This window comes from Oleiphilus messinensis (assembly GCF_002162375.1).
Taxonomy (GTDB): Bacteria; Pseudomonadota; Gammaproteobacteria; order Pseudomonadales; family Oleiphilaceae; genus Oleiphilus; species Oleiphilus messinensis.
The window spans coordinates 599,527-626,119 of record NZ_CP021425.1 but is presented as its reverse complement, the minus strand read 5'-3'; the positions used below and the strand labels follow the sequence as shown (position 1 = coordinate 626,119).

Genomic DNA, 26,593 nt, shown 5'->3' with positions numbered 1-26,593 from the left:
CCAGTCTCTCAAATTGCCATTGTTTTGCGCCATTCTGCTATCTGAAAGCAAAATCTGCAATAGCTAAATCACTCGAACGGACTGGCAAAATCGCCTGAGACTACCTGTAGAACTAGGCCGCGAAGCTGGAGTGGTGTTCTGCTTCAAACTGCGCTTTCGTCCGCACCACTTTGCGCACATAACCATAGGTTTCACGGGGTGCATAGGTCCATAGCATCCAATACAACTCTTTCAGGTTGTCCGGGCGTCCCTTGTCCAGCATTGAGCGAACATTGGTAGGCCCCCAGTTATACGCCGCCAGAACCACGCCCAAACGCAATTGCGGATCTTCAATATCATTGAAATAGCGATCCTGAAGAAGTTTGAGGTAAGCCGACCCCAACAACATGTTGGTATAGGGGTCTTTCAAGTCTCTTAATGAAGGTTGGCCTTTCTTTTTCAACACGCGCTGCCAGGCATCTTGTCCTGCAGCATGGGCGATGACTTGCATCACACCAACAGCACCGGCGCCACTTTCAACCTGGGTACGGAATCCCGACTCGGTTTTGGCGACAGCAAAAATCAGCGAATGGCTCAGTTCGAAACGTTCGGAGATTTCTCGAATTTCCTGGGCAAATGGAAAGGGAGAGGGCTTAACAGAATCAAAAAAGGGATCTGTTGAGGGATAGTGGGTGGACAATGCCGCCTCGTGATCCAGGTTCTCATCGAATTGTATGGGAGCCACCTGTACTTGAGATACCGATGTGTCGGCAGTATTCTGGTTAACCCAACTGCTTGCAAGGATGGCAGACATCCCCCCAACAAAACACCACAACACGGCTTTCCTGGCCTTTACGGGAGATAGTCGGCGAACCGCAGAACTAAACGAAACCATGCTGATAACCCCATCACACTAAAAACCTGAACTGATTATAGCGCGCTCAGCGCTGAGATCTTTATGAGCTTGGTAAACTAATGTAATTGTGCAATTACAAAAAACCGGAATGAGTCGCTTCGCAAGTCGGTATATTTGCGACATGCGTCACATATACCTTATAATCCCTCCCCGCACCATGCTATTCCAGTCCAGACCGCCGATCGCTCCATCATCAATAAAGCTTCCTCCGAATGTTCAACATCATGTACATGTTGATACATGCCGTTGAGACACTGGCAGTGCTTTATTCTCAAGTCATTCTATGTAAGTAAAGGAATTGTTATGAATTTCTACCGTAACATGATCATTGCAGGAGCATTTTCCTCGTGTACCGCTTTTTCACCTGTTCTTGTGGCAGATGAACACGCCCCTGAAACAGGACTCTATTTTTCCGGTGGGTGGAACAAAATTCTGATGGACTCCGAGCGCGAGCTTGAGGACAAAAACGATTTTTACGCCGGGCTGGGCTATCACTATACGCCGCAAGTGGCAGTCGAATTGCTGTTTAACCGTGCCGACACAGAAACCCGAAGTGGCCCGAACTCAGATGTGGACTACCGCTTATTCAGCATTAACGCGGTCTATCGCAACACCCCCATGGGTGAAACCGGCCTGTTCGGGCGCTTGGGCGCAGGTATTGAATCCATATCAAATGGCTCCGGTGTGAACGATGACGATATCGCGGCCAAAGCCGGTGTCGGTGTCGATTTGCATTTAACCGATTTTCTGTTTGCCCAAGCCGCCATGGATGCCGTGTATGGCCTGGAGAACAAACAAGCCGACTTTATCCCCTCAGCAGGTTTGACGCTGCTCCTGGCCAGCTCAGCCCCCGTTGCTGAAGAAGCCTATGAAGTTGAAGAGGCAGAGTATCAGGACAGTGACCAGGATGGCGTGATCGACAGCCAGGACCAGTGCCCGGATACAGCCCCCGGAACAGCGGTTGATGCCAAGGGCTGCCCACTGCCAGCACCAGCCCCCGCAGACAGCGACGGTGATGGCGTACCTGACGCACAGGATGCCTGTAAAGACACGCCCAAGGGCGCAAAAGTTGACGAGCGCGGCTGTCGTCTGAAATTACAGGAAACGGTATCCATGCACTTGTATGTCAGCTTCGAGAAAAACAGTGATGCCGTCCCGGCTGCCTATCAGGCAGAACTGAAGAAAGTTGCGACCTTCTTGACGCAGTACCCGGATACCAAGGTCAGCCTGGAAGGTCATACGGATTCCACTGGCAGTGCCGCGTACAATCAGAACTTGTCAGAACGTCGAGCAACTGCCGTAATGAATGCATTGATCAAAACCTACAGCATTAATCCAGAGCGCGTATCTGCAAGCGGCAAAGGTGAAGCAGAGCCTATTGCCGACAACAAAACCAATGAGGGCCGAGCCAAAAATCGTCGGGTTACTGCGGTTATTTCCGCCGAGGTTGAAAGGGAGCTTTAAGCACCACAAAGACATCGGCTAAAGAAAGCTGAATCCTGCCTGCGCGCACAACCGCAAAAGGTCAGGATTCAGAGGCTGGACTGATCACAGTGTAGAGTCACACACCATGGGAAAGCTTTGTACAACCGTTAAGCGCATTTGGATACAACCGCTGCTTCTCGCTGCTTTGTATCTGAGCACTACAAACGGGACGTTTGCTGATTCAAGCCAACCTCTGCAGGCTTCGGGATCAGCTATTCCCGCAAACCCCGTGCTTGACCTCGGCTTTGATCAGTATCAGTCCCCAACGGAACTTGCACGTCACTGGTCTCCTCTGAATTTCCCCGGTATCGAACGTCACACGCACTACCAACTTATCCAGAATAAACCCTTTAATGTCATTGAGGTACAGTCCAACAACGCCGCATCGGCACTGATCTATCGCTTGCCCAGCCCCGAAGTCCAGCAGAAAATGACAAAACAGACGCCGTATCTCAACTGGCAGTGGAAAGTCGACGACATCATCACCGGAAGTCAGGTTGGCACAAAAGCCGGCGACGACTATCCCGCACGAATCTATATTGCGTTCCATGTCGACCCGGATCGCATCAGCTGGTTTGACAAGGTCAAGCGAAAGGCCGCTGAAGCCCTCTATGGCGACACACTTCCGGGGGAAGCCATCAACCTGATATGGTCTAGTGATTTCCAAGCCGGATCTGCAATCGCCAATGCCTATACAGACAAGACCATTATGGTCGCGGCGGATCAAGGTAAAGCTCATATCCAACAATGGCGCGCCCACTCCGTACACATTCCCAACCTTTACCGGCAACTGTTTCAGGCTGAACCCCCTGCGATTTTGGGTGTCGCAATCATGACCGATACTGACAACACTAACAGTAGCGCCAAGGCCTGGTTTGGCCCGATCTCCTTCAGTGCGCGTCCTCAGCACCCAGTACTCGAGCTCAATGGCCCTTGAAAATGGCGTTGCAATGATTGCTTGAATCTACAACCGCGTATTTCTGTTTTCTTTTACGTTAATGGCACGGTATGATTTTGCTTTGCATCCGCTTCAGTGACCGAATCAGCCTTATACCCCAAGGACAACCGGAACAATGCCTCAAGGACAACCGGAACAACCTGCAGACCTGAGTTTTGAATTTATCACCTCAATTACATCGGTTACTGCATCCGAATGGAACGGGATCACCGGCACAGACTACCCCTTTACACGATATGAGTTCCTGCAGGCACTGGAAAGCAGTGGTGCCACTCGCCGGGAATCCGGGTGGCAGCCTCACCACTTACTGATCCGCCACTGCGAGAAGCAACAGCCAACTCGGCTGATTGGGGTCATGCCGCTGTATCTGAAATGGCACAGCTATGGCGAATATGTATTTGATTTTGCATGGGCCGAGGCATATCAACGCTATGGCCTCGATTATTATCCGAAACTGGTCAGCGCGATCCCCTTCACACCAGCAACCGGGCCACGTCTCTGTTTGTCACCCGGATTCGACCGAAACCGGATCAACAGGCAGGTCTTCGAAGCCCTGAAACAACAAGCGGAAACGCTCAACGTCTCATCTTGGCACCTGTTATTCCCAACGGAAGCCGATTCACACTTATGGCAAGCCGCCGGTGCACCACAGCGCCTGGGGGTTCAGTTTCATTGGTTCAATAATCAGTTTCAAAGCTTTGAAGCTTACCTGGGTACATTTTCCTCACGAAAACGAAAAAACCTGAAAAAAGAACGGCAACAAGTCCAGGATCAGAATATCAGGATGCATTGCTTCACCGGAGCGGATATCACCGAGGCCATGTGGCAACAGTTTTACCGGTTTTACCAACTCACCTATGCCAAACGTAGCGGCCATGGTGGTTACCTCAATTCAGATTTCTTCGAAACCATCGGCACGACACTGCGAGAACATATCGTCATGGTTCTGGCGGAGCATCAAGGCAAATACATTGCCGGAGCGCTCTGTTTCCGGGACAGCACGACACTCTATGGCCGCTACTGGGGTTGTATTGCCGAGGCGAACTTTCTGCATTTTGAGGCCTGCTACTATCAGGGCATCGATTTCTGTATCGCAACCGGACTGCAGCGCTTTGACCCTGGAGCACAGGGAGAACACAAAATTCAAAGGGGCTTTACACCGATCTACACTTACTCCAATCACTGGCTGGTCAATCCGGAGTTCCAAACGGCGGTTAAACAGTTCTTATCCGAAGAGCAGCACCACATTCAACACTATAAATCCGATGCCGAAGCATTGCTCCCGTTCAAATGCACCGATTAATCACCGCACAATATTGACTCTGGTGACCGATCCGATACTTTATAGTTGCATACACAAACCAACTCAAATGGCCAATAATCAATGATGACCGCTCCCGCCACTACGCTAATCCGTCAGGCACGTCAGGCCGCTTTTCGGCACTTGATGATCAGTGACAACCTGTTAATCCAGGTTCACCAGGGCACCAAAAATGTCTCAGTTAATGGCCTCGACTATCAGATTCCATCGAATGGCATTGGCCTGATCCCGGCGCGCTACCGCGCCACCATCGAAAACATCCCGGAACCGGAGCGGGACTATCTGGCCACAATTATCTGCATACCGACTGCACTCAAGCTCCCGTCACATCCCACAGATGAATATGCAGAACCCAAAGGGCGCTTGTCCTGTCCGAGCGACCCAGCCCTGACCAGTGCATTTGATCGCGCCGTAGCGGCAATCAAAAACAGCGAACAACTCCCACCCAGTATCATTGAACATCGTATTCAGGAGGTTATTCTCTGGTTGCAGGAGAAGCAGATCTATGTGCCAATTCCAACGCCGGAACGACTTGCCGACCGGATAAGGGCCCTGTTCCAGAGTGATTTGTGTGCAAACTGGAAGTCAGGCACCATCGCCAACCGGCTCGGGATGAGCGAGGCCACATTACGCCGTAAGTTAGCGGCAGAATCCACCTCATTCAGCGAAGAACTGGTTGATGTGCGGTTATCTCATGCCCTGTACTTGCTCCAGACCAGTCAATGGAGTATAGGGCGGATCGCCGCGGAAAGTGGCTACCAGTCCCAATCCCGTTTTTCCGACCGTTTTCACAAACGCTTCGGAGTAACCCCGTCAATGATTCGAACCACAGCCCAAACGTTAAGCGCATCTGCTTGAACTCGATTGATCAGATCGGCACAAACTATGATCGAAAGTGGATAGAGGCGCTGATATTCGCGCCGTAGAATACACAGCGTATTCAAAACGCAGAGGTATCAATCATGCTTAACCTGAAAACCTGTATCAGCACCCTGATCGTGACAGCGGCTTGTGCCAGTGCACATGCCGAAATGCAACTCGACTCCAAAAGCATTGAAAATGGTGCCACTTTACCAAACACTCAAGTCTTCAGCGGCTTTGGCTGCGAAGGTGGCAACAAATCCCCTCATTTGCGCTGGAAAAATGCCCCGGAGAAGACGAAGAGCTTTGCAATAAGCGTATATGATCCCGATGCCCCGACCGGCTCGGGGTGGTGGCACTGGACTGCATTCAATATTCCGAAAACCACGAGTGAACTCCCTGAAGGCGTGAAACTGGAATCGCAAATATCAAACGGAGCCATTGAAGGAAGAACGGACTTTGGCAGTTCAGGGTTTGGCGGTGCCTGTCCGCCACCGGGCGACAAGGCACACCGCTATATTTTCACGGTCTATGCACTCGACACGGCATCCCTGCCGCTCGATAGCAATGCAAGTGGCGCCATGTTTGGCTATTTCGTCAACAGCCACACGATTGAAAAAGCCAGCATCACGGCGTTCTACGGCAGGTAACGACATCGAGCAACTTTCGACATCGAGAACTAGCGCAGACAAAAGCTGTTAATGGCTGTGGCTATTTTTAAAGGCGTCCAATTGCTCCGCGGTCGCCTCTTTCTGATATTTTTGTTTCCATTCGTCATAAGGCATGCCATACACCAACTCGCGGGCCGCATCATAATCGACCTGCTCGCCCTGCTCTTCGGCTGCCGCCATATACCATTTGCTTAAACAATTCCGACAAAAACCCGCCAGATTCATGAGCTCGATATTTTGCACGTCTTTCCGGGAATCCAAATGCTCCAGCAGGCGGCGAAAAACCGCAGCCTCTATCTCAGTTTTGTTAGTCATAATATGCGTTAACTCTGTGTGGTGTTTACGATCATCATTACATTAGCCAAGTCGATTGGCCCATAGCACTCCAGTATACACGCTCGACGGCAGGAAAAGGACAGCTATGGCTTAGGTTCAATTGGACAGGCTCAATAGACATGGTTCAATTGGACAGGCATAGCCAAACCTCTATTTCAGTTTTGTTAGCCATACTATGCATCAACTCTTTTTGATTAGCCCGTTTAGACATTCTATATTTAACTCAATGTCCAAGCGCCGAATATGACTACCCAAAATTTAATCGCCCACCCTGTTCCCTCGAATTCGGCCCTATGAACGATTACGTTTCCCAGTGTTTGAAGATATGCCCACTCCTGCTGAGTGTACTGGTCGGTGGGTGTACTTACATGAAACATGTTGCGATTCAGTCAGACTATGCCAAGTTACAACAATCCGACCCGACGTTACTTAACCTGAAACATATGCTTGATCAAGATACGTTTTTTGTATTCGGGCAGATTATCGACGGGACTCACCAATACACCCACTATCCTTTGGCTATTGCAGGCTTCTCTGACCAATACAAAAAGAACGAAAGAGTCGACGCCATGTTCAATATTACCCCCAACACCCATTATGGCCTTAACCTCCCGGCTAGGCGTTATCAACTGCTGGTCATGGCGGATTTAAACCGGAACAACCAATTCGAACATGATGAAGTCATTGGCCAAAAACAGCTCGAAGTGACGTTGGAACACATTCCCAACAAAGTTTTAGGGAAAATGGATATTGAACTAAACAGCCCTACAAGTGTGGTTGATTTTGCAGCAATCGAAGCGCCTGTAACATCGGATATCGAGGAATCAATTTTCTATCCTGCGGGAAGCCTGAGACCATTGAACGATCCTTTCTTTTCCAGAGAAATGTCGACTCTGGGACTCTACCATCCGGCAGCCTTTCTGGAATCGTCCCCGAACATGTTCTATGCGTTGGAGGAAGATCTCAGCTATAAAATACCGGTTATTTTTGTACACGGCATTAATGGCAGCCCACGAGAATTCTCCTCACTCATCGAAAACCGCGACAGAAGCCGCTACAAACCCTGGTTTTTTTATTACCGTTTTCATAAACCTGCTTAAACCTACTCATGGTTTAAACGAGCCTATCCCTACAGCGCAGGGTGCACGGAAAGCAGTGGAGTGCTTTCCTGAATCAAGTCGGGACTCATGCCCGGTCTACCATCAAGGCGAGCTTCGACGGAGTAACTAACCCGATTCACACGACGAAAGTGACGCCAGCCACTCAGAAAATCTAATGATTTTTCGAGTGGTTGGTACCAACGCTGAAGTTTGTTGTAATACTGATAATCCCCGAGCGCCATCCTTACAGGCGGATGCTCTGTCTTAACGGTACCCTTCGCGTTAATACCAATGAGTTGTTTTGGCGGCTTTTCTTTAAAGCCATAATGCCGACGACCAATCACTAACGCGGCCGCATGGTGATCTGAAAAACCGTGTCGATCGCGATATTTCATCCGCCCCAGTAATGAGGTATAAGCCGGATTGACGTGATAAAGGCGTATGCCGCGTTTTATGCTTTGCGTTTCAATCAAGTCCTTGATCTTGCCGTAAGCAAAGGCATTCAACATGCGGGCATACTGAGGATGATCCTGCTTTTGGTATTGCCGTTTCTTTTGCTGAAAATCCAGTTTTTCGATCACCACCGCTTTACTTTGCTGTGCGGCAAAGTCCATCAGGTCGCGTACGGCATCCCCAATAATGGCCGCCCGTTGAGTATCATTCTTATAGTGTAACCGTAAGTCAAACGTTCGGTGTTGCAGTGGGTTACCGTTTCGATCCAGCTCGACGACCGCTAAGTGATCCGGGTTGACATCCACACCGATGACACCTTGGTCATCACCGATCCACTCTGCTTGCGCTGTTGGTCCTGCCACTTCCACGCTAACGAGTAACCGCCAACCTTTTTTATCTCGCTTAAATCGAAAACTCAGGGGTTGCCCTTTGATTGATTTATCGAGTTTTTTAACCTGATTCTGCCAAACGGCTTGGGCAATAGCCGCCTTACCATGCTTGAATTGCAGGTGATCAATGTTAATGGTCGTGCCAAACGTGGCGCGTAATTGATGGGGCACCAGGAGTTTTAGCTGGTAAGCATCTTCTTGCTCACTGGGCGATAGCTGGGCATTTTGACAGCCCCAGGATTCATCATGCGAACCTACCAATAGAAATTCACGGTGTCGTGCTTCGTGCCAGCGTTGTTTCCAGCCTTCAATGGCCGAACCTGTTTCTAACGCTTGACGCTCTTTCAGCAGCTTTCGACCGCCGAAACAAATGGGGGTTTTATTTTCCTGTTTTTCAGCCACCAAGGCGGCCTGCTTTTGCTGCCAACGACGCAGTTTCACTTCCTTCTGTCGTAGCCTGTTGCGAAGTTGTTTCGCCTGTTGCGGGCAGCCTTTCTCTGCAACATGATCACAGCGCTTCTCTAGTTTGTTGAGTGTTTTCTCCAGCTGTTTGATTTTAACGTCCAGCGTCACCAATCGGTTGTTTCGATTGGTTTGGTAAGACTGGATTAGCCCTTTAATGCTTTGCCGTACGCCTTGAAATACCCGATAGCTGAACGGCATCCCCATTTCATGCATAAACTGGGTACGATTCAATTGCTGGGCTTTAGGCTTTTGTAAGTTAGCAAACCAACGAAATTTCACTTGATTCCACAGCTCGGCATATTGACACAATGCCGCATCCTGCTCATGAATCAAATCAAGCCGGGTTTCAAAGGTGAGTGTTTTGGTTGGCGTATCCACTAGGCGATGGCTCGTTGATTTTTACGACGATGGCCACCAGGCGTACGGAAATCTGAGAAAAATCGTGATTCTTTTTCCCAGCGACGAAGGGTGGAAACGGCCACACCCAGCAGAAAAGCGGCAGCACCTATCGATAGAAATTCAGCCATGATCATCACCTCCATCCATGAGAAAATAACACTGTACAAACTACTGTATATGAATAGGTTTAGTCAAGTATTTCGTTAACTGTTAAAGCCCTTCAGGCGCCGATTTAAACCAGCTTGCGACATTTTTTTATAATATATTCTTATCTGGTGACGTCATTCCCCACAACAAATACCTGCCCATGATCATCGTTGCCCACAGTATGGGGGGAATTGTCATTCGAGAGGCACTGAATCTGACAGAAAAAGCACCCGCCCCTGAGTTGCTATTTATTTCAATCGCCAGCCCTTTCGGGGGTCATCCTGCTGCCGCTTCGGGTGAAGAGAATGGCTTATTGGTGTTGCCATCTTGGCGCGATTTGAACCCGGCCAGTGACTTCGTTCAAAATTTGTTTCGTCGCCCTTTACCCGAGAAGGTGCAACACCTGCTCATTTATGCTTATGGAAACAATAACACTCTGAAGCTAGGTGCCAACAACGATGGCGTTGTCCCGCTGCACAGCCAACTGGTCACGGCGGCCCAATTGCAGACCTATAAACAAATCGGCTTCAACGCTGGTCATACCGAAATTTTGACCAATCCTGAAACTGTGCAATACGTTATCCAGCAGTTACAAAGCGTGAACACCCTTTTACCCCCCGAGCATATGGTATGGTTTCGAAAAGGGGGCTTCAAAGTCGAGCGTGACTCTGATTTCAGCAAAGCGGAAAAGTACTTTATCGAGCACTTCGGCTACTACATCCATGCCTTGGATAAAGGAATACTAAAACCCCTGGATGAAGAGCAAACACAATTCGTTAGCATACTCAGACACAAACAGCCCGCAACCCACCCCGCAGAAAAAGCCTGGTTAAAATATAAGAAATTCAATCCAGACTTACCGGTGATCAGAGAGTAACACCTGTCGACTAGAGCACAGCCTTGTCTGACATATGGAGTTTTAACTTAACAAGGCGCACTCAATAGTGGGGGAGTGCTTGTCCCCGTAGGGCATGACGAATACTCATTAATGCGTGAGCCTTACCCTTAAATCGGCTGGAGATAAGTAAAGTATTGTTCTGCCGTCTTTTGTTTGAAGTAGCAATTTATATTTAACTAATGCGTTTAAATAGGTTCTCGCGGTATTTTCTGAAATCACATAGGAATTTGAGATTGCTTTTACCGTAAAAATTCTGCCTGGCTCCTTTGTCGCTTTTTTCAAAATATCTTTCTGAACAAAATTGAGCATACGATACTTTGAGTTTTCCAGTAATTCGACAACTTCGCGGAATTCGTCTGTTTTACTCTGCAGATACTGCTGGAGTTCATCAAATGCAGCAAGGATTATATCAAGCTGGAAGTCAATAAAATAAGTTAAGTCGTTCTGGTCTTTCTCAGTATACAAATAAGATAGTCCATACCCTTTTGGATCATCTTTGAGCAGCTTGCTGATTGATACATACTTAAACAAATCATAGTCATTTTTTAACATGAACCAATAAAATAAAGCCCTGGCAGTTCGCCCATTCCCATCGCGAAACGGATGCTCAAATCCCAACATAAAATGGAGAATTATTGCTTTAATTACTGGTGCAATAAACACGCCTCCATTTAACCCACTATGATCCGCATTCGCAAAAACACACAAAACCCGGAGGCGATCTGGTATTTTGCTATAACAAGGCGGTTGATGAGCAATTTCTCCCCGATTACCTTCTACATAAATGTCATTATCCGTTCTGAACTCCCCAGGAACAACATTGTTCTCGGAGGTGTTTTGAGTTGCGATACGATGAAACTCAAGAATCATGTCCAACGAAAGATCTTCTTTTTTCACCCTTTCTGCGTACTTCAACAGCGAGTAATTGTTTAAAATCATTCTCTCATCTTCATCAACTGGTTCACGCTCATCTTCAAGCATTTTTTTTGCTACAGCTCTTGTGGTTGATGCCCCTTCTAACTGAGCGCTCGTAATTGCCTCCTCCATAATCAATGAAGATACGAGAAATTTTTTCTGAATTTTATCCGATGCAACACTTCCTGCTACGGTACCAACATTCCCACCCGCAATTTTGACAATTTGATGTAATTTGGCCTCCATCGAATGCGGTATGGCATAGGAAAAAACCGCCCCCTTGTCATCAGCGATGGAGATAAACTTTGCCAACATTGCTCTTTTAAACTTAACAACCGACCAGATTTTCTCGGCGTCTTTTTGAGGAACTCTCCATTTAAGTTGACTCCAATGTAGATATCTACCCTTATCATCTGTTTCTTTGTATTGCGAAATAAATGCTTTAACAGCTTGATAGTCAAACATTTCAAGATCAAATCCAGGCGCTCTTTCTACACTGGGCTTAGCCATAAAACTCAAAATTCCATATTTGCGTTAAATGAATTTATTTTTGGCCCACAGGAAACTAAAGTCAAGCTCAAGCCATTACATCCCTCCCAGAAACACGGCTACTTACTTAATCGGACAGACATTGCCCAACCTAACACGCTTTAGCGGATTAAAGGGGCAAAGGCAGACGCACCTCATCAACCGGATTATCTGTTACCTTTCTTTGGAAGCCCTAGGATTGGCACTTAAGAATGGGTGTCTTAGTTATCTTCACTTAGCTATCTTATCTTTCGTTTAAGCATATTTACCATCACAACATAAAGACCTACAATTAGATCTGTTAAATGGTCTTTTCAGAGATATGAATTATGACTTATCAAATACTTACAGATATCGCCGCCAGCATATCCGAGTTAAAAGCTAATCCAATGAAGGTTGTTGCCAGCGGAAATGGCATGCCAATCGCCGTGCTGAACAGAAACGAACCCGCATTCTATTGCGTGCCCGCTCAAGCCTATGAAGCGCTCATGGAACTAATAGATGATGCTGAACTATTAAAAATAATAAAAGAGCGAATGACCGAGGAAACCGTCAAGGTAAGCCTTGATGACCTATAGTTTAGAGTTCAAAAAGTCAGCGTTGAAAGAGTGGAAAAAGCTTGGACACACTGTCCGGGACCAATTGAAAAAGAAATTAGAAGAACGCCTGATAAATCCACATGTGCCATCATCGGCAATATCCGGTGTTTCCAACCTATATAAGATAAAACTTCGACAGCTTGGCTACCGCCTCGTTTACTCTGTTGATGACGATGTGATTATCGTTACTGTAATCGCAGTCGGAAAAAGAAATAGAAACGAAGTTTATGATATTGCACTTTCACGAATTCAGCAGGACGAGTGAGCTATAACGCCTAAATTATCTTTGCGCTCGTAATTTGCGATTTACGCCCCTTCCAGTCCCATTCCAGACACCTCATGGCCATAAATCTTGTTTTGACCCGCAAATTGCGCGCGATCTGTGCTGGGTGAGGATATGTCTTGTGTAACCCGTCGATTGGAACTTAAGAATGGGTGCCTTGGTTATCTTTTTTCCCTTTCTTTAGCATAGAGAGCGAGTTTATTCATACCCACATTCATTAACAAGCATAACGCCTTCTATGTCACTATGTTGCTTTAATCTACCAATTTGGAAACCATCTTTTGAATATACTTTGTATGCTGAAGTTTTATATAAACATGAATGAATTGAATATTGACGATAAAACTTACCGCCACATTCTTCATGTATTAAACCGGTTTCTGGGGAACCTATATCAGCATACTGCAAGCCTCCACAACACAAACACCTGCCTCGCTCATTCCTAGTTTGACGAATAGAAAAAAGAGTTTTGAATTCTGGAATGACCGACCCCTTATCGTCTAAGTGACCATTAGGTATAGGATACTCAACAGATTCACCAACCTTGATCAATGAATATGCACCTTCCCAATCTCTAATTGAGCGCAAATCCTCTGCAAATGTAGGGGAATTACATACCCCACACCAAACAGGTTTTTTTGGAATACAAACCAAATCTTCATCTTTAACCATTTGATTCTTTATGTCATAGTTTAAGGCATAAAGATATAATCCCCTTGAAGGATCAGGGAAATTATATGAAACCAAGCAACCGTCACACTTTATTGCAGATGGTAGCATTACTTCTGCCTCTCTCTTATTGCCTAACAGCTTGTTACCTTACATTTCCAGCCCATCCGATTTCTCGTTTCTATCACGCTGGTAACCGTGATCAACAGTGGCTGTACCTAACATTAACTATGAGTCTATCAGCATTTTGCTGGAGGAAAAGGGAGTACAAACGAAACAGGACACCCACTCCAAACATTGACTCACAAGCAAATTACTGTATATTCAACCAGATCAAACATCCTCTTCAACGGACCTGAAGACATGCCGAAACCAAGGAAAGCACAGATTTCACTCGACGCTACCCCCTACTACCACTGTATATCCCGCTGCGTGCGCCGTAGTTTCCTCTGTGGCGTCGATCAATACACAGGTAAAAGCTATGAACATCGGAGGCAATGGGTTGAGGATCGATTGATCCTGTTAGCACATACCTTCGCCATTGATGTCTGTGCCTTTGCCGTGATGTCAAATCACACTCATACCGTACTTCGAATCAATCAATCGAAAGCTGAAAGCTGGAGCACAAGAGAAGTCATTGAACGTTGGCATCATATTTATGCCGGTAACGCACTCTCCAAACGATATTTATCTGGCGATACATTACTTGACTGTGAGCACCATCAATTAAACAGCTTAGCAAAACTATGGCGAGTGCGTTTACAAGATATCAGCTGGTTCATGCGATCATTAAATGAGCCAATTGCTCGAGCAGCCAATCAGGAAGACCAATGCACTGGACGATTCTGGGAGGGCCGGTTTAAATGTCAGGCGCTATTGGATGAACAAGCTTTAGCAGCGTGTCTAGCTTATGTCGACCTAAACCCGATCCGTGCGGGTATTGCTGATGCGCCGGAATCATCCAGTCACACCTCCGTTCAAAAACGGATTAAAGCGGCAAAGGCTGACGCACCTCATCAACCGGATTATCTGTTACCTTTCGTTGGAAACCCTAGAAAAGACCAAGCAGATGGCCTTCAGTTTAGTTTGCAGAATTACCTAGAGCTGGTGGATTGGACCGGGCGAATTCAACGGGACGACAAGCGTGGATCGATATCAACAGCTCTACCTTCAATATTGCAACGTTTGAACATCGACGAAAGTCAGTGGATTCAACTCACAGGCAAAATGGAATCCTTATTCTCGACCTTCGTTGGCAGAGCTAAACACGTAAAAATCGCCAGTAAGGCCCTTGGCCATCGGCGGGTTTCCGGATTAGCCCAGTGCCGAAGTCTGTTTCCAACATAAGCACCTTGTATATCCCGGCATCCTGAAACACTACCGAGCGGACTTGGGGACATTTTGCGCTCATGTTTTGTGATTTATGCCCCTTCCAGTCCCATTCCAGACACCTCATGACCATAAATTTTGTTTTAACCCCCAAATTGCACGCGACCTGTGCTGGGTGAGGGTATGTTTTGTGTAACCCGTCGATTGGAACTTAAGAATGGGTGTCTTGGTTATCGTTTGGTTATCGTTTCAGAATGGGTGTCTTGGTTATCGTTTGGTTATCGTTTCTTGGTTATCGTTTCTTGGTTATCGTTTCTTGGTTATCGTTTTGGTTATCGTTTTTTGGGCAAACGCCGCCAACACGCGCGGCTTTTTAGTGAAGGCGAAGCCGCAACGGAAAAGCCGTCGCTTTGCTTGGCAATGTGTACACCCAGCATGTGCATGAACTAATGATATGGTCAATTTAATTAGACTACATCAGGGTGTTGTGGGGACTGGGGGCTAGATACCCACGGCTACCCGATTAGGTGACTATTTATAGAGTACCAAGAAGCGTGATCTTCAATCGATCTTGGCCGCTCTGCCAAACATGATGCTATATCATTAGGGGGTTCATTTAGTACGTAAACACTCAGAGTCCTTTGCGAAAACCAATCATTGCAGCATAAAAGGCAATACCTACCTTTATATTTATACCCATCATGACCGCTCAGATCTATGACATTGTCTAAACATACAACCAGTGCTGGCGATTTTTCCTCTGAGAAGGAAATCATATCAATAATAGTTGCTTGATACTCTTCATGCTCACCAAGCCAAAATGGTTTGCTATAACTCTCGGTGTATCCTCCCCTAAGACAAATCTTGGACCCTTTACTCAAAGATAATTTTTGCATTATCACATTAGGGTCTTTTTCAATTGATAGCGACGTAGCTTCCTGAGACTCTATTTGCTTTGCTGCCTTTACTACCGATGGATTCTTATTATTTAGCAGCCTGATTAGGAAATGCTTGTCACAACCAAGCTCGTAGTAAAGCATATATAGATCATTAAAAAGCCAACCTTCTGTAGAACGGCCAGCTTCAAATGTATCAATAATGCTTTGCTCAGGTAATTTCACTAATCTTTCCTCACCTAACGCCCGGCTCACGCGCCGGTTTGGAGTCGCGAAGCGACGGAAAATCGGTCGCTGTGCAGCCGATTGTTAGCCTGCTGGTGGGCCAAGGAAGCGAGGCTTCGGGAATTCACCATTCTCCATTCCAAACTCATACAATTGAAAAAGCCCGTTCATCATGCGAACTGGCGACTTCAAATGCATTGTCATCATATGCAACGCCGAAAAATCAGTGAGAACGCACGGAAATGCACAGTCCCTCGATACGGCCAATACTGGCGCACTACAGCTGTGATAATCATCGTCAAACAACTCGCGAACCACAACCAAACCGCAAGTAGCTCGCCCTCGAAGGTTCAGCGAATGATCGCCGCTTGACGTACTAATCTTGAGCTCATCCAGCTCTTTTACAAACGATAGCGCGCCTCGCAATTGTTGTGTCGCCTTTTCGATGTGAGATCTAATCACGGCCCTTTTCCTATTGATATTCCTACGGAGTATAGCTTCAGTGTTTGGGCTGTCTTTGGCTTGAACCACCAACAAGACTTCATCAGTCAAACACAGTACATCGGAAAACTCCCTCCCAGTATCTATACGGACTGGATTCAGAAAAATAGTATCTGCTGGAAATGCTCTTTTCAAAAACGCGACGATGTCACGTTCCTGAAAAGCTCCTGGCTCTTGCCTTTCTAGGCTCGTGACCGCAGGATTCCCCTCCGCCCCGTGAAAATCGTAGGCTTCTGGATTCGTGTCTATCACTAGCAAATCATCGGGATAGAGCTTTTCCTCAAAATGCAATTGAAATGCTGCGGTGTCGTCCAGCTCAGAACGCCTTCCAAACCAAGCGCCCATCGCTTCAAGATCTTTTCCAACACTTTCTAACTTGAATTTTTTAAACCGTGCTTGCTGTAATGCTGTAAGAACTTGTGCGGCATTGTTCACTCGGACTCGCACGCCCATCATTTCTCTATGATTTTCATCAAAAAAGAATACGTCGAAGGTAGCTTGGCTAAGCACTCCAACAAGATCACTCTGGAGCTGGTCGCCCGTGTACATTGGTGAGAACAATACCAGGGGCTCATCGTGATCGTCAAAAAAGGCTGTAATTAACCCCAATGAGCACGCCCCCTTTGCGCCATCAGGCACGAGGTAGAGTTTCATTTCCTGATTCAAACGAGCGGTCAGAATCGCCTCCTTTGTGGTCTTAACAATCAGGGCGAACTTCTTCGATCCAACGAAATAAAGCGGCAGAAGGCCATAGCCCATATCCGCGACAGCAGATCGAATTGAAGGATGCTCGATAGATATCATATTTGGCTAACAGCTTGTTACCTTACGTGCTTCGTAGATAATTTCCAGCCCACCCGATTTCTTGTTTCTATCACGTTTGCACCCTTGATCAAGAGTGGCAGTACCTAACATTAACTATAAGTCTATCAGCTTTTTGCTGGAGGAAAAGGGAGCATTCCGGCATACATAGACAGTTGTTTGTCTATGTATATAAAAACTTAGGTTTTATTTTGTCTATTTCTCATACACTTAAACTTTTATGACGAGAAAAAGCAGGAGCCATGGGGCTTGCCTGCGAAAGATCACAAGTCCGCCCCCCCCCAATTGCGCGCGATCTGTGCTGGGTGAGGGTATATTTTGTGTAACCCGTCGATTGGAACTTAAGAATGGGTGTCTTAGTTATCGGTTTCATACTAATTTACGTACCTGTCTTTGCCTAACGAGACTGTAGAAAAACCCTAACGCCTCTTTCAAGTGACGCACGTACGTGAAATCTGAAGATATTTTCAATGTTGAGTACTTCAAATTTCAAAAACAAACGCTATTTATCGCACACAAATCAATCAATTTTGACAATAAAAATCCTTCCAACCTTTTTCTATAGTCTCAACGTTCGCAACAAGGGCGCCGCAAGGCGTCCTAGCCCCGAAGGGGCGATTTTGGTTGCGTTTGTTAAGCATATTTTATTCCGATCCCCAAAGCGCAATGAATGTCTCCAAGGTCAACGTTTCACTTGGATCAACATCTCCTCGCTCATGACTAAAGAGATACACCATGTTACCGGGCTCACCTTCCCTAACACAATATATACTGCCACCACCATTCCAACCAACAGCCAAAAGGTTGAGAGGGAATGGTTGCGGCCAATCGGGTTCTTGGTAGCTTCTGGATGCTTCAGTTGAGCGTACAATTTGATCTACGGAGTAGAAAACACCAGTTTCTTTTCCGGTTACTAAAGAACCCGGAAAATCAAGAAGGAATCTTCTGTAGACTGGCGGAATTTCAATTTTTAATTTCACTTCGATAGACTTTAATGCGCCCTCATCAAAACCCATTGCGTCACCTACCTCCTTCGAAGAATTAGTGACGTGGTCAAGCAAAATTGTACAACCCAGTTAAGCTACTTTTCTTAATTCAACCATTTCTTTTTCAAACTGTACCGGACTTCTGTAATCGAGGTACGAATGCAGCCGCTCATTGTTATAAAACACAGAAATATATTCCAGGATGTCCCGCTGAGCTTCAGCTCTTGTTTGATAGCTTTTCCACTGAACTCGCTCCTGCTTTAAAGTGCCAAAGAAACTTTCAACGACGGCATTATCCCAGCAGTCACCCTTCTTACTCATGCTGCCTTTAAAACCATGTAGTTTAAGAAGTTTTCTAAAATCCCTGCTGGCATACTGTGAGCCGCGATCAGAGTGGTGTATTAGCCCAGCTTCAGGGCGACGCTGCCAAACTGCCATTTTGAGCGCATCACAAACCATTTGCGCTTTCATGCGTGAGCTCATATTCCATCCAACTACTTTTCTAGAGTAAAGATCTATCACTACCGCTAAATACAACCAACCTTCCTGTGTCCAGACGTATGTGATATCGGACGCATAGACCTGGTCAGGCTGCTCAACAGCAAACTCACGATCGAGAAGATTATCGAAAACCGGCTGCTTATGGTTGCTGTTTGTCGTTACTTTGTATTTCTTCTTGTGTTTGACTTTTATTCCCGCTTCTTTCATCAGTTTTCTGGTTTTGTTCCGGCCAACCGGGTAACCCAAAACATTTAATGCTGTTTTCATCCTGCGATAGCCATAGGTATCATCACTTGATTTGGCTATATCTTGTATCCACTCAATCATCTCCGAATGAGTCGGATCATCAGGTTTATTGTCTTGACGCTGTAAATAGCTGTAATAGCCTGAGCGCGTTACACCCAATTGCTGGCACATAATGCCAACGGGCCACACCTTTTTATGCTGGGTGATGAAAGCGTATTTTACTTTGCTTCCGTGGCAAAAAAGGTGGCCGCTTTTTTTAATATATCGCGCTCCATCTTTAGTCGTTTGTTTTCTTCTCGCAAACGACGAAGCTCTTCCTGCTCAGGCGTCAGTTTTCCATTTCCACGAAACGCATGACCGTCATCATTTTCATGCTCTTTAATCCAACGTCCAAGCACATTTGGATTAATGCCAAGATTTCTTGCCGCTTCTGCCTTCGAATAGCCTTGATCTATTACCAAGCTAATCGCATCTAATTTAAATTCTTTTGAGTACTTCTTTCTTACAGCCATTTTTCACTCCAGTTTTGAGGATTATCTCTTAACTGGTGTGTACAAATCTATTAGACCACGTCATAGATACAGAAATCATTTCCTGAATCTCTTCTCGCTCATAGCCCATGGCCAAGCCGATTTCCTCAATCACCTCCTTGGGCCAAACATTAATTTCACAGGCATATCTTAAGGGCGTAGGAAACCTTTCCCACGAGGAAAGAACATCAATATTTTTAGCAACCAAAAGCTTAACTATTTCAGGGTTTCCAGCGTAAATTGCGCTATAGATAAGTGGCTTGGTTCCACTCTTTATATTTGGGTCGGCTCCTTTTGATAAAAGCCACTCTACCATAGCCATATCCGCTTTATTTACCGCCGTATATAAAGGGGGCTCGCATCCCTCACAAAAATTTACGGACAGACCAAACTCAACGACCAACTCAGATATTGAAATATCACCATATTCGGCAGCATAATTTAGCAAGCTTTTACCGATAATAGGCTCATAGAGCAAAGAGTTATCTTCCATAATAATTTCTTTAACTACTTGCTGGTTTCGACTCTTAACCGCGTGCAGTAATTCTCTCTTGCCCACGAACTCTCCTATTGCTTAACAGCTTGTTACCTTATGTGCTTCGTAAATAACTTCCAGCCCACCCGATTTCTCGTTTCTATCACGCTTGTAACCGTGATCAACAGTGGCTGTACCTAACATTAACTCCTAACATTAACTATGAGTCTATCAGCTTTTTGCTGGAGGAAAAGGGAGCATTCCGGCATACATAGACAGGCATTTTGTCTATGTAAGTAAAGAATTCGTTTTTATTTTGCTTATTTATCATTCACTTAAACTTTTTTAACGGGAGAAATTTCCCATAACTTTTCAGGTTCTACATAGACAGAGTGCTTACAAAAACACCTCCCCCCAATTACAACTGTGCTTTTACACAGAGCTTAAGAATGTTAGTTCTCGTCTTCTTAAACTGCTATATTCTCAATTATTGCAAAGAGGTTATGTTATGACGCCCAGGCAAATACCAAAAAAAATCGATAAAGCACGAATTCTAAGAGCGGTCGCCAGCTCTAGCGCGATAGAAACAGGCGAAGCCGTGGCGGCCATTGAAAAGAAGCTCAAGAGGGCCAAAGAAAGCAAATTTGGCCAACTGACGCTAGCTGAATAAAAACTAATCCGTTAAATTATCCCCTATCAATCACTCCATACACTGAAGTTCGCCTGCAAGGCCAGTTTGAATCTAAGCTATCACCCCGAAAAATCACAAGTCCGATCCACTCAAAAACACAGCCGCCCCAGACTCAGGGTCTCCGACGGTTTGGCGGAAGGTGCTGAAGAGTTCGCGGCCCATGCCGGTGTGGTGGTGGGTGCGGTCGAATTCGGCGGGTTCCCGGTTTTGCCATTCTTCGGTATCGACCTGGAGGCTGAGTTCGCCTTTTTCGCCGTCGACCCGGATCAGGTCGCCGTCTTTTACTTTTGCCAAGGGGCCGCCTTTTGCGGCTTCTGGGTAGACGTGGATGGCGGCTAATACTTTACCCGAGGCACCGGACATACGTCCGTCGGTGACGAGTGCGACTTTGAAGCCACGGTCTTGCAGTACGCCGAGGTAGGGGGTAAGTTTGTGGAGTTCCGGCATGCCGATTGCGGCCGGGCCCTGAAAGCGGACGACGACCACGCAATCGCGATCCAGCTGTCCGGATTCGAACAATTCTTGCAAGTCATGCTGATCATGCAACACCACGGCTGGCGCTTCCACCACTCGATGGGCTTTCTGAACGGCGGAGATTTTTGCAATGCCACGCCCTAAATTACCGCTCACCACCTTCAACCCACCTTCCGGATGGAACGGTTCTGAAACCGGTCGTAATACGCTGGTGTCACCCGAAACAGTCGGCCCGGGTTTCCAGGTGAGGTTGTCGTAGCCCTGAAAAGGCTCCTGGGTGTAGTGCTGTAAACCTGGCCCCATTACGGTATTCACATCGGGGTGTAACAGACCGCCTTGTAACAATTCGCGGATCAGGAATGCTGTGCCGCCTGCCGCCTGAAAATGGTTGATATCGGCTTCACCATTCGGATAGATGCGAGTAAGTAATGGCGTCACTTTTGACAGTGCATCGAAGTCATCCCAGTTGATCTGAATGCCCGCTGCCCGGGCAATCGCAACCCAGTGCATGGTGTGATTGGTCGATCCACCGGTTGCCAGCAAGGCAACCAAAGCGTTAACAATCGACTTTTCATCCACGATTTTATAAAGGGGCATATAACCGTCATAGGCACGGGTCATTTTCACGACACGCTCTGCGGCAACGTCTGTTAATGTATCCCGCAAGCTGACTTCAGGATTAACAAAAGCGGAGCCGGGTAACTGCAGGCCCATGACCTCAATCAACATTTGATTGCTGTTGGCCGTCCCGTAAAACGTACAGGTACCCGGACTATGATAGGAGGCACTCTCGACCGACAGTAATTCTTCACGGGTTGCTTTGCCCTCCGCGAACAGTTGTCGGACCCGGGCTTTCTCTTTATTGGCAATTCCGGAAAGCATTGGACCGGCGGGGACGAAAACAAAGGGTAAATGCCCGAAGGACAGGGCACCGATCATGAGCCCCGGTACAATTTTATCGCAAATCCCAAGGCACAACGCACCATCGAACATGTTGTGCGAAAGCGCGATGGCGGTGCTCATGGCAATGGTATCACGGCTGAATAAACTCAACTCCATGCCGTCCTGCCCCTGGGTTACGCCATCACACATTGCCGGGACACCACCGGCAAATTGTGCCACTGACCCCATCGCGCGCACCGCTTTTTTCAATCGCTCGGGATAATGCTGATAAGGCTGATGGGCAGACAACATGTCATTGTAGGCCGAAACGATTGCGATATTTGCCTGCTGCATCAAGCGCAATGTCTGCTTGTCTGAATCATGGCAGGCCGCAAAACCGTGGGCCAGGTTGCCACAGGAAAGGCGCTGTCGTTGCACGCCCACATCCGCGAGGTTCTGCATTCGAGTCACATAGCCATCCCGCGAATTGCGGCTGCGCTCGACGATACGCTGAGTGACCTCTAGAACCGTGTTATGCATTGTACGCTCTCCTTAAATTGTCCCTGCCGAATACGTGCCGTTGAATATCCGGATCGAAGCAGGAATCATGCCGCAGGACGATACGCTCACCAAACTGCGACACAACATCCAGAATTGAAAAATCAGCCAAATTAAACCGATAAATACTGATAAGATTAACTGCTCGATTTTGTTCGTTTACATTCGATTAACAACTTTTTAACGCTTAGCACACCTACATTTTTCGTTTTTTTCCTACGATGTTCGATATTTTTGACTTCAATCCGTTTATTTTGACACACGATGTGGTAAATTTACTACATAAACTACAAAAATGATCGAGCAACGCGAACTTTGGGGTTACCCAAATAACAAACTACCGATGAAAGATTGACAGGAGAAACGTCATGACACTGCGCGTCGCCATCAACGGATTTGGACGCATTGGACGCAATATTGTCCGGGCACTGTACGAAAACGGATATCAGGACAAAATCACAATCGTAGCGATCAATGATCTGGGGGATGCCCAAATCAACGCCCACTTGCTCAAGTTTGATACTGCACACGGGATCTTTCAGGCTGATGTCAGCCACAGCAATAACCAAATCACTATCCAGAATGACAATATCACTGTGCTGGCTGAGCGAGACCCCGCCAAACTACCCTGGCAGGCACTCGACATCGACGTCGTTCTGGAATGCACCGGCCTGTTTACTGACGGACAAGAGGCCAACGCCCACCTCACCGCAGGTGCGCGTAAGGTACTTATTTCCGCCCCCGCAAAAAACGTTGATGCCACCATTGTCTACGGAGTCAATGATCACACGCTGACCCCCGAGATGACCTTGGTGTCCAATGCCTCTTGCACGACAAACTGCCTGGCACCTGTCGTTCAGGCACTACACCAAAGCGTTGGCATAGAAAGCGGATTGATGACCACCATTCACGCCTATACAAATGACCAGAAGCTCACCGACGTTTATCACTCAGACCCTTACCGGGCGCGCTCCGCGACGCAATCCATGATTCCGACCAAAACCGGTGCCGCTGCAGCGATCGGTTTAGTGATCCCGGAACTTGCTGGCAAGCTGGATGGCATGGCTGTTCGCGTTCCCACGATTAATGTTTCATTGGTCGATTTCAGCTTTGTGCCGCACACCGCCGCCAGTGCAGAATCCATCAACCTGATTTTGAAAAACGCCGCAGCGGCATCCCCCGTGCTGGATTACAATGAATTGCCGCTGGTTTCTGCGGACTTTCGCCATAACGCGTTTTCCAGCGTGTTTGATGCAAATCACACCAAAGTTTGCGGCTCTCAAATTAAACTGATGGCGTGGTATGACAACGAATGGGCCTTCGCCAACCGGATGCTGGATACAACACTGGCAATGTTTGCCTGCCAGTCCGACCACGGAGAAGCCCCGTCAACGCCCCTCCATCAAAACGTCATCAACGGATGAGAGCATAGACCAAAAAAGAACCTGACCGCCCCTGGTACCACAAACTGGCACACCACAGGACGGCAATAGACCAACCCGCCGGGGCCTTGTCCCCGGTATCAGCAGGAAGCCAATATGACGCTGTTACGACGCACAAAAATCATTGCCACACTTGGACCCGCAACGCGCACACCGGAAGCGATCAGCGCCATCATCGAAGCCGGTGTCGACATGGTACGACTCAACTTTTCCCATGGCAGTGCTGAAGAGCATCGTGAAAGGGCCGACCTGGTTCGGGAAATCGCAAGACAGTGCGGCCGATTTGTCTCGGTAATGGCTGATTTACAAGGCCCCAAGCTCAGAATTGCCAGATTCAAAGATGACAAAATTCGCCTGAACCGGGGTGATCACTTCATATTTGATATGCAACTGGACAGCGATGCCGGTAATCTTGAACGGGTTGGCATTGATTACAAGGGCCTGATTAATGATGTCGAGGCCGGGGATATACTCCTGCTCGACGACGGTCGAATGGAGATGGCGGTTGAGTCCCTGACTGAATCCGAAATTCACTGTAAAGTGCTTATCGGCGGTGTACTCTCCAATAACAAGGGGATCAACCGAAAAGGTGGAGGACTGTCAGCCAAAGCCCTGACCACAAAAGACAAAAACGATATTGTCACCGCCGCAAATATCAATGTCGACTATGTGGCAGTATCCTTTCCCCGCAGTGCAGAAGATATGCATGAAGCTCGGGAGTTGCTCTCCGCAGCAGGGTCACAAGCGGGCCTGATTGCCAAGATAGAGCGCGCGGAAGTGGTTCAGGATCAGCATGTTCTGGATGAAATTATCTGTGCCTCGGAAGGCGTGATGATCGCGCGGGGAGACCTGGCGGTTGAAATCGGCGATGCCGGCTTGGTCGGGGTACAAAAACAGATTATCCGCCGCTCAAGAACCCTTAACCGATTCGTGATTACTGCTACCCAGATGATGGAATCCATGATCGAAAATCCGATGCCAACCCGGGCGGAAGTCAGTGATGTTGCCAACGCCGTTTTTGACTCCACGGATGCCGTGATGCTTTCTGCGGAATCTGCTGTGGGCGAGTATCCTGCCGAAGCCGTGGCAGCAATGGCCCGAATTTGCCTGGGTGCGGAACGAGACCCGGCCACACGTAAGTCCAAACACCGTCTGGATGAAGCTTTTCACCGGGTAGATGAAGCCATCGCGCTGTCAGCCATGTATGCCGCAAACCATCTGGATGGGGTGAAAGCCATCATCTGCATGACCGAAACGGGCGCGACGCCACTGCTGATGTCTCGTATTCGATCCGCCTTGCCCATTTTCGCCTTCTCCCGGCATCCTGCGACACAGAACCGGGTCACGATTTACCGCAGCGTACATACTATTCCATTCGACAGCACGACCATTGCCAATGAGGCAGTCAACGCCACGGCAGTACAAGCCTTGAAAGATCAGGGCATTGTCACCGATGGCGACCTGGTCATCATCACTAAAGGCGACTACGTGAATGCACAAGGCGGCACGAATACCATGAAGATCGTCCGGGTCGGCAGTGAAGTGCTTTGATCTTACCCACCTTGAGCAGATCGAAACCATCGAACCAGACCGGAGCAATTAGCCGCCGCTCCGGGTGCGCACAATGATTGCATACCAACAGCATGCTGATTCGAGCATGCTAATCAAGGAATTCATGCCATGTCTTTCGATACCCTGACTCCGGCCACTCGGGATGCCATTCGAGACACCATCTCCCGGGAACGATTACCAGAACATTTTCTGACCTCGTTGGAACAAGCCATTCTGCCATGCGCCAATCTCATTGCCCGGATGCATGATGATTCTCGCTCGCCGACCGACACGCAAAAGAAAGCACCAATATGGGGCATTAATGGCGCACAAGGCACAGGAAAGTCCACACTGGTGCAATTCCTGGCGCTTATTCTTAAACATCAATTCGGGCTCCGTGCTGTTGCACTATCAATTGATGACTTCTATCTCTCCAGAGCGGCTCGAAAGGAACTCTCAGAGCAAATTCACCCATTACTGGCCACCCGTGGCGTTCCAGGTACCCATGATGTGCACTTGGGTTGTGCAACATTGGACAAACTGGCTTATGCTGATGATCAGAGCGCCATTCCACTGCCCCGATTTGATAAAGCGCTGGATGATATCGTTCCACCGGAACATTGGCCCAGCCATTCAGGCCCGGTGGATATCATACTGTTTGAAGGCTGGTGTGTGGGCACGACACCACAACCCGCTCACCATCTTGTTCAGCCCATCAATGGCTTGGAAGCCGACGAGGACGCGGATGGCAGCTGGCGTACTTATGTGAATGACGCGCTCGGTAACGAATACCGGGACTGGTATCAGCGCATCACACATCTTGTTTTGTTACGCTGCCCGGGCTTTGAACAAGTACAGGAATGGCGAACGTTACAGGAAAACCGGCTTCGGGATCGACTCGTTGCTGCAGGCAAGCCCTTGCCGGAAACACTGATGAATGCAAAACAAATCGTAAGATTTATTCAGCATTATCAGCGTTTAACAGAGTGGAATCTGACCACACTACCGCGATTGGCCACGGTGGTATTGGAATTGCAGAAGAATCATCAGATTACCGATATCGTGATCAACCCTTATAACTGAGACGATATCCTCACCCATACTAAAGCGTT

Annotated in this window: 26 protein-coding genes; 14 read left to right on the top strand and 12 right to left on the bottom strand. The window is 47.6% G+C overall.

Features of this window, described 5'->3' with window-relative positions:
- Positions 1-112: 112 nt before the first annotated feature.
- Positions 113-874, bottom strand: a complete 762-nt coding sequence (locus tag OLMES_RS02785) for a transglycosylase SLT domain-containing protein (RefSeq protein WP_087459851.1) — start codon at positions 872-874, stop codon at positions 113-115.
- Positions 875-1,198: 324 nt separating this feature from the next.
- On the opposite strand from OLMES_RS02785, the gene OLMES_RS02780 reads away from it, so the two are divergent.
- The 5 genes from OLMES_RS02780 (at position 1,199) to OLMES_RS02760 (ending at position 6,170) form a co-directional block, all read left to right on the top strand.
- The gene (locus OLMES_RS02780; RefSeq protein ID WP_198343201.1) at positions 1,199-2,359 is read left to right on the top strand and encodes an OmpA family protein; all 1,161 of its coding nucleotides are present in this window, start codon (positions 1,199-1,201) and stop codon (positions 2,357-2,359) included.
- Positions 2,360-2,465: 106 nt separating this feature from the next.
- Positions 2,466-3,317, top strand: a complete 852-nt coding sequence (locus OLMES_RS02775; protein ID WP_087459849.1) for a DUF3047 domain-containing protein — start codon at positions 2,466-2,468, stop codon at positions 3,315-3,317.
- Positions 3,318-3,453: 136 nt separating this feature from the next.
- The gene (locus OLMES_RS02770) at positions 3,454-4,641 is read left to right on the top strand and encodes a GNAT family N-acetyltransferase (RefSeq protein ID WP_087459848.1); all 1,188 of its coding nucleotides are present in this window, start codon (positions 3,454-3,456) and stop codon (positions 4,639-4,641) included.
- Between the two features lie 81 nt (positions 4,642-4,722).
- Entirely contained in the window at positions 4,723-5,517 is a 795-nt protein-coding gene (locus OLMES_RS02765) for a helix-turn-helix transcriptional regulator (RefSeq protein ID WP_087459847.1), read from the top strand.
- 104 nt (positions 5,518-5,621) lie between these two features.
- Positions 5,622-6,170 (top strand): YbhB/YbcL family Raf kinase inhibitor-like protein, encoded by a 549-nt coding sequence (locus OLMES_RS02760; RefSeq protein WP_087459846.1) that lies wholly within the window; start codon positions 5,622-5,624, stop codon positions 6,168-6,170.
- Positions 6,171-6,218: 48 nt separating this feature from the next.
- Here the strand turns inward: OLMES_RS02760 and OLMES_RS02755 are convergent, their stop codons facing one another.
- Positions 6,219-6,506 carry a DUF1244 domain-containing protein gene (locus OLMES_RS02755; protein ID WP_087459845.1) on the bottom strand — a complete coding sequence of 96 codons (288 nt, stop codon included), beginning with the start codon at positions 6,504-6,506 and terminating at the stop codon, positions 6,219-6,221.
- Between the two features lie 314 nt (positions 6,507-6,820).
- Between OLMES_RS02755 and OLMES_RS02750 the strand changes: the two genes are divergently transcribed.
- Positions 6,821-7,627: a lipase family protein gene (locus OLMES_RS02750; RefSeq protein ID WP_198343200.1), complete on the top strand. Its 807-nt coding sequence runs from the start codon at positions 6,821-6,823 to the stop codon at positions 7,625-7,627.
- 29 nt (positions 7,628-7,656) lie between these two features.
- Here the strand turns inward: OLMES_RS02750 and OLMES_RS02745 are convergent, their stop codons facing one another.
- Positions 7,657-9,312, bottom strand: a complete 1,656-nt coding sequence (locus OLMES_RS02745) for an IS200/IS605 family accessory protein TnpB-related protein (RefSeq protein ID WP_087459843.1) — start codon at positions 9,310-9,312, stop codon at positions 7,657-7,659.
- A complete protein-coding gene (locus OLMES_RS02740; protein WP_157678082.1) occupies positions 9,312-9,461 on the bottom strand; it encodes a MerR family DNA-binding transcriptional regulator in 150 nt (49 codons plus the stop codon). The genes OLMES_RS02745 and OLMES_RS02740 overlap by 1 nt, the downstream gene beginning before the upstream one ends.
- Positions 9,462-9,640: 179 nt before the next feature.
- Here OLMES_RS02740 and maoP point away from each other — a divergent pair, with 179 nt between their 5' ends.
- Complete coding sequence (maoP, locus tag OLMES_RS02735; RefSeq protein WP_087459842.1) at positions 9,641-10,357, top strand: DUF413 domain-containing protein; 717 nt, start codon at positions 9,641-9,643, stop codon at positions 10,355-10,357.
- Between the two features lie 108 nt (positions 10,358-10,465).
- Here maoP and OLMES_RS02730 read toward each other — a convergent pair whose 3' ends face one another.
- The gene (locus OLMES_RS02730; RefSeq protein ID WP_087459841.1) at positions 10,466-11,803 is read right to left on the bottom strand and encodes a Fic family protein; all 1,338 of its coding nucleotides are present in this window, start codon (positions 11,801-11,803) and stop codon (positions 10,466-10,468) included.
- A 347-nt stretch (positions 11,804-12,150) separates the two neighbouring features.
- On the opposite strand from OLMES_RS02730, the gene OLMES_RS02725 reads away from it, so the two are divergent.
- Both OLMES_RS02725 and OLMES_RS02720 read left to right on the top strand, forming a co-directional pair.
- Entirely contained in the window at positions 12,151-12,399 is a 249-nt protein-coding gene (locus OLMES_RS02725; protein WP_087459840.1) for a type II toxin-antitoxin system Phd/YefM family antitoxin, read from the top strand.
- Positions 12,389-12,685 (top strand): type II toxin-antitoxin system RelE family toxin, encoded by a 297-nt coding sequence (locus OLMES_RS02720; RefSeq protein ID WP_087459839.1) that lies wholly within the window; start codon positions 12,389-12,391, stop codon positions 12,683-12,685. Before OLMES_RS02725 ends, OLMES_RS02720 begins: the two co-directional genes overlap by 11 nt.
- Before the next feature lie 216 nt (positions 12,686-12,901).
- Here OLMES_RS02720 and OLMES_RS27890 read toward each other — a convergent pair whose 3' ends face one another.
- Positions 12,902-13,375: a hypothetical protein gene (locus OLMES_RS27890; RefSeq protein ID WP_157678119.1), complete on the bottom strand. Its 474-nt coding sequence runs from the start codon at positions 13,373-13,375 to the stop codon at positions 12,902-12,904.
- 360 nt (positions 13,376-13,735) lie between these two features.
- Between OLMES_RS27890 and OLMES_RS02715 the strand changes: the two genes are divergently transcribed.
- Positions 13,736-14,719: a transposase gene (locus OLMES_RS02715; protein ID WP_087459838.1), complete on the top strand. Its 984-nt coding sequence runs from the start codon at positions 13,736-13,738 to the stop codon at positions 14,717-14,719.
- A gap of 497 nt (positions 14,720-15,216) precedes the next feature.
- Here the strand turns inward: OLMES_RS02715 and OLMES_RS02705 are convergent, their stop codons facing one another.
- The 5 genes from OLMES_RS02705 to OLMES_RS02685 form a co-directional block, all read right to left on the bottom strand.
- The gene (locus OLMES_RS02705; RefSeq protein ID WP_087459836.1) at positions 15,217-15,822 is read right to left on the bottom strand and encodes a hypothetical protein; all 606 of its coding nucleotides are present in this window, start codon (positions 15,820-15,822) and stop codon (positions 15,217-15,219) included.
- Between the two features lie 84 nt (positions 15,823-15,906).
- Positions 15,907-17,127, bottom strand: coding sequence for a hypothetical protein (locus OLMES_RS02700; RefSeq protein ID WP_087459835.1), 1,221 nt, complete (start codon positions 17,125-17,127; stop codon positions 15,907-15,909).
- Positions 17,128-17,789: 662 nt separating this feature from the next.
- Positions 17,790-18,161 carry an SMI1/KNR4 family protein gene (locus OLMES_RS02695; RefSeq protein WP_087459834.1) on the bottom strand — a complete coding sequence of 124 codons (372 nt, stop codon included), beginning with the start codon at positions 18,159-18,161 and terminating at the stop codon, positions 17,790-17,792.
- 60 nt (positions 18,162-18,221) lie between these two features.
- Positions 18,222-19,390, bottom strand: a protein-coding gene (locus OLMES_RS02690) for an IS3 family transposase (protein ID WP_087459752.1) whose coding sequence is annotated in 2 segments (ribosomal slippage) — positions 18,222-19,129 and positions 19,129-19,390 — 1,170 coding nt in all. Because the reading frame shifts where the segments join, the coding sequence is not laid out codon by codon here.
- Positions 19,391-19,418: 28 nt separating this feature from the next.
- Positions 19,419-19,967 (bottom strand): ankyrin repeat domain-containing protein, encoded by a 549-nt coding sequence (locus tag OLMES_RS02685; RefSeq protein WP_157678118.1) that lies wholly within the window; start codon positions 19,965-19,967, stop codon positions 19,419-19,421.
- Between the two features lie 424 nt (positions 19,968-20,391).
- On the opposite strand from OLMES_RS02685, the gene OLMES_RS28240 reads away from it, so the two are divergent.
- Positions 20,392-20,553, top strand: coding sequence for a hypothetical protein (locus OLMES_RS28240; protein ID WP_198343199.1), 162 nt, complete (start codon positions 20,392-20,394; stop codon positions 20,551-20,553).
- Positions 20,554-20,646: 93 nt separating this feature from the next.
- Here the strand turns inward: OLMES_RS28240 and edd are convergent, their stop codons facing one another.
- Positions 20,647-22,470: a phosphogluconate dehydratase gene (gene edd / locus OLMES_RS02680; protein WP_087459832.1), complete on the bottom strand. Its 1,824-nt coding sequence runs from the start codon at positions 22,468-22,470 to the stop codon at positions 20,647-20,649.
- Between the two features lie 386 nt (positions 22,471-22,856).
- On the opposite strand from edd, the gene gap reads away from it, so the two are divergent.
- From gap to OLMES_RS02665, 3 genes are all read left to right on the top strand, one after another.
- Positions 22,857-23,912 carry a type I glyceraldehyde-3-phosphate dehydrogenase gene (gap, locus tag OLMES_RS02675; RefSeq protein WP_087459831.1) on the top strand — a complete coding sequence of 352 codons (1,056 nt, stop codon included), beginning with the start codon at positions 22,857-22,859 and terminating at the stop codon, positions 23,910-23,912.
- A 114-nt stretch (positions 23,913-24,026) separates the two neighbouring features.
- Positions 24,027-25,481, top strand: a complete 1,455-nt coding sequence (gene pyk / locus OLMES_RS02670) for a pyruvate kinase (protein WP_232465251.1) — start codon at positions 24,027-24,029, stop codon at positions 25,479-25,481.
- Positions 25,482-25,610: 129 nt separating this feature from the next.
- Positions 25,611-26,564: a hypothetical protein gene (locus tag OLMES_RS02665; protein ID WP_087459830.1), complete on the top strand. Its 954-nt coding sequence runs from the start codon at positions 25,611-25,613 to the stop codon at positions 26,562-26,564.
- Positions 26,565-26,593 lie beyond the last annotated feature (29 nt).

Coding starts and splice junctions, on each gene's coding strand:
- edd (WP_087459832.1), bottom strand. CDS start 22,470: ATGCATAACACGGTTCTAGAGGTCACTCAGCGTATCGTCGAGCGCAGC.
- OLMES_RS02700 (WP_087459835.1), bottom strand. CDS start 17,127: ATGATATCTATCGAGCATCCTTCAATTCGATCTGCTGTCGCGGATATG.
- OLMES_RS28240 (WP_198343199.1), top strand. CDS start 20,392: ATGACGCCCAGGCAAATACCAAAAAAAATCGATAAAGCACGAATTCTA.
- OLMES_RS27890 (WP_157678119.1), bottom strand. CDS start 13,375: ATGGTTAAAGATGAAGATTTGGTTTGTATTCCAAAAAAACCTGTTTGG.
- OLMES_RS02665 (WP_087459830.1), top strand. CDS start 25,611: ATGTCTTTCGATACCCTGACTCCGGCCACTCGGGATGCCATTCGAGAC.
- maoP (WP_087459842.1), top strand. CDS start 9,641: ATGATCATCGTTGCCCACAGTATGGGGGGAATTGTCATTCGAGAGGCA.
- OLMES_RS02780 (WP_198343201.1), top strand. CDS start 1,199: ATGAATTTCTACCGTAACATGATCATTGCAGGAGCATTTTCCTCGTGT.
- OLMES_RS02725 (WP_087459840.1), top strand. CDS start 12,151: ATGACTTATCAAATACTTACAGATATCGCCGCCAGCATATCCGAGTTA.
- pyk (WP_232465251.1), top strand. CDS start 24,027: ATGACGCTGTTACGACGCACAAAAATCATTGCCACACTTGGACCCGCA.
- OLMES_RS02785 (WP_087459851.1), bottom strand. CDS start 874: ATGGTTTCGTTTAGTTCTGCGGTTCGCCGACTATCTCCCGTAAAGGCC.
- OLMES_RS02715 (WP_087459838.1), top strand. CDS start 13,736: ATGCCGAAACCAAGGAAAGCACAGATTTCACTCGACGCTACCCCCTAC.
- OLMES_RS02775 (WP_087459849.1), top strand. CDS start 2,466: ATGGGAAAGCTTTGTACAACCGTTAAGCGCATTTGGATACAACCGCTG.
- OLMES_RS02765 (WP_087459847.1), top strand. CDS start 4,723: ATGATGACCGCTCCCGCCACTACGCTAATCCGTCAGGCACGTCAGGCC.
- OLMES_RS02740 (WP_157678082.1), bottom strand. CDS start 9,461: ATGGCTGAATTTCTATCGATAGGTGCTGCCGCTTTTCTGCTGGGTGTG.
- OLMES_RS02730 (WP_087459841.1), bottom strand. CDS start 11,803: ATGGCTAAGCCCAGTGTAGAAAGAGCGCCTGGATTTGATCTTGAAATG.
- gap (WP_087459831.1), top strand. CDS start 22,857: ATGACACTGCGCGTCGCCATCAACGGATTTGGACGCATTGGACGCAAT.
- OLMES_RS02760 (WP_087459846.1), top strand. CDS start 5,622: ATGCTTAACCTGAAAACCTGTATCAGCACCCTGATCGTGACAGCGGCT.
- OLMES_RS02720 (WP_087459839.1), top strand. CDS start 12,389: ATGACCTATAGTTTAGAGTTCAAAAAGTCAGCGTTGAAAGAGTGGAAA.
- OLMES_RS02755 (WP_087459845.1), bottom strand. CDS start 6,506: ATGACTAACAAAACTGAGATAGAGGCTGCGGTTTTTCGCCGCCTGCTG.
- OLMES_RS02695 (WP_087459834.1), bottom strand. CDS start 18,161: ATGGGTTTTGATGAGGGCGCATTAAAGTCTATCGAAGTGAAATTAAAA.
- OLMES_RS02750 (WP_198343200.1), top strand. CDS start 6,821: ATGAACGATTACGTTTCCCAGTGTTTGAAGATATGCCCACTCCTGCTG.
- OLMES_RS02770 (WP_087459848.1), top strand. CDS start 3,454: ATGCCTCAAGGACAACCGGAACAACCTGCAGACCTGAGTTTTGAATTT.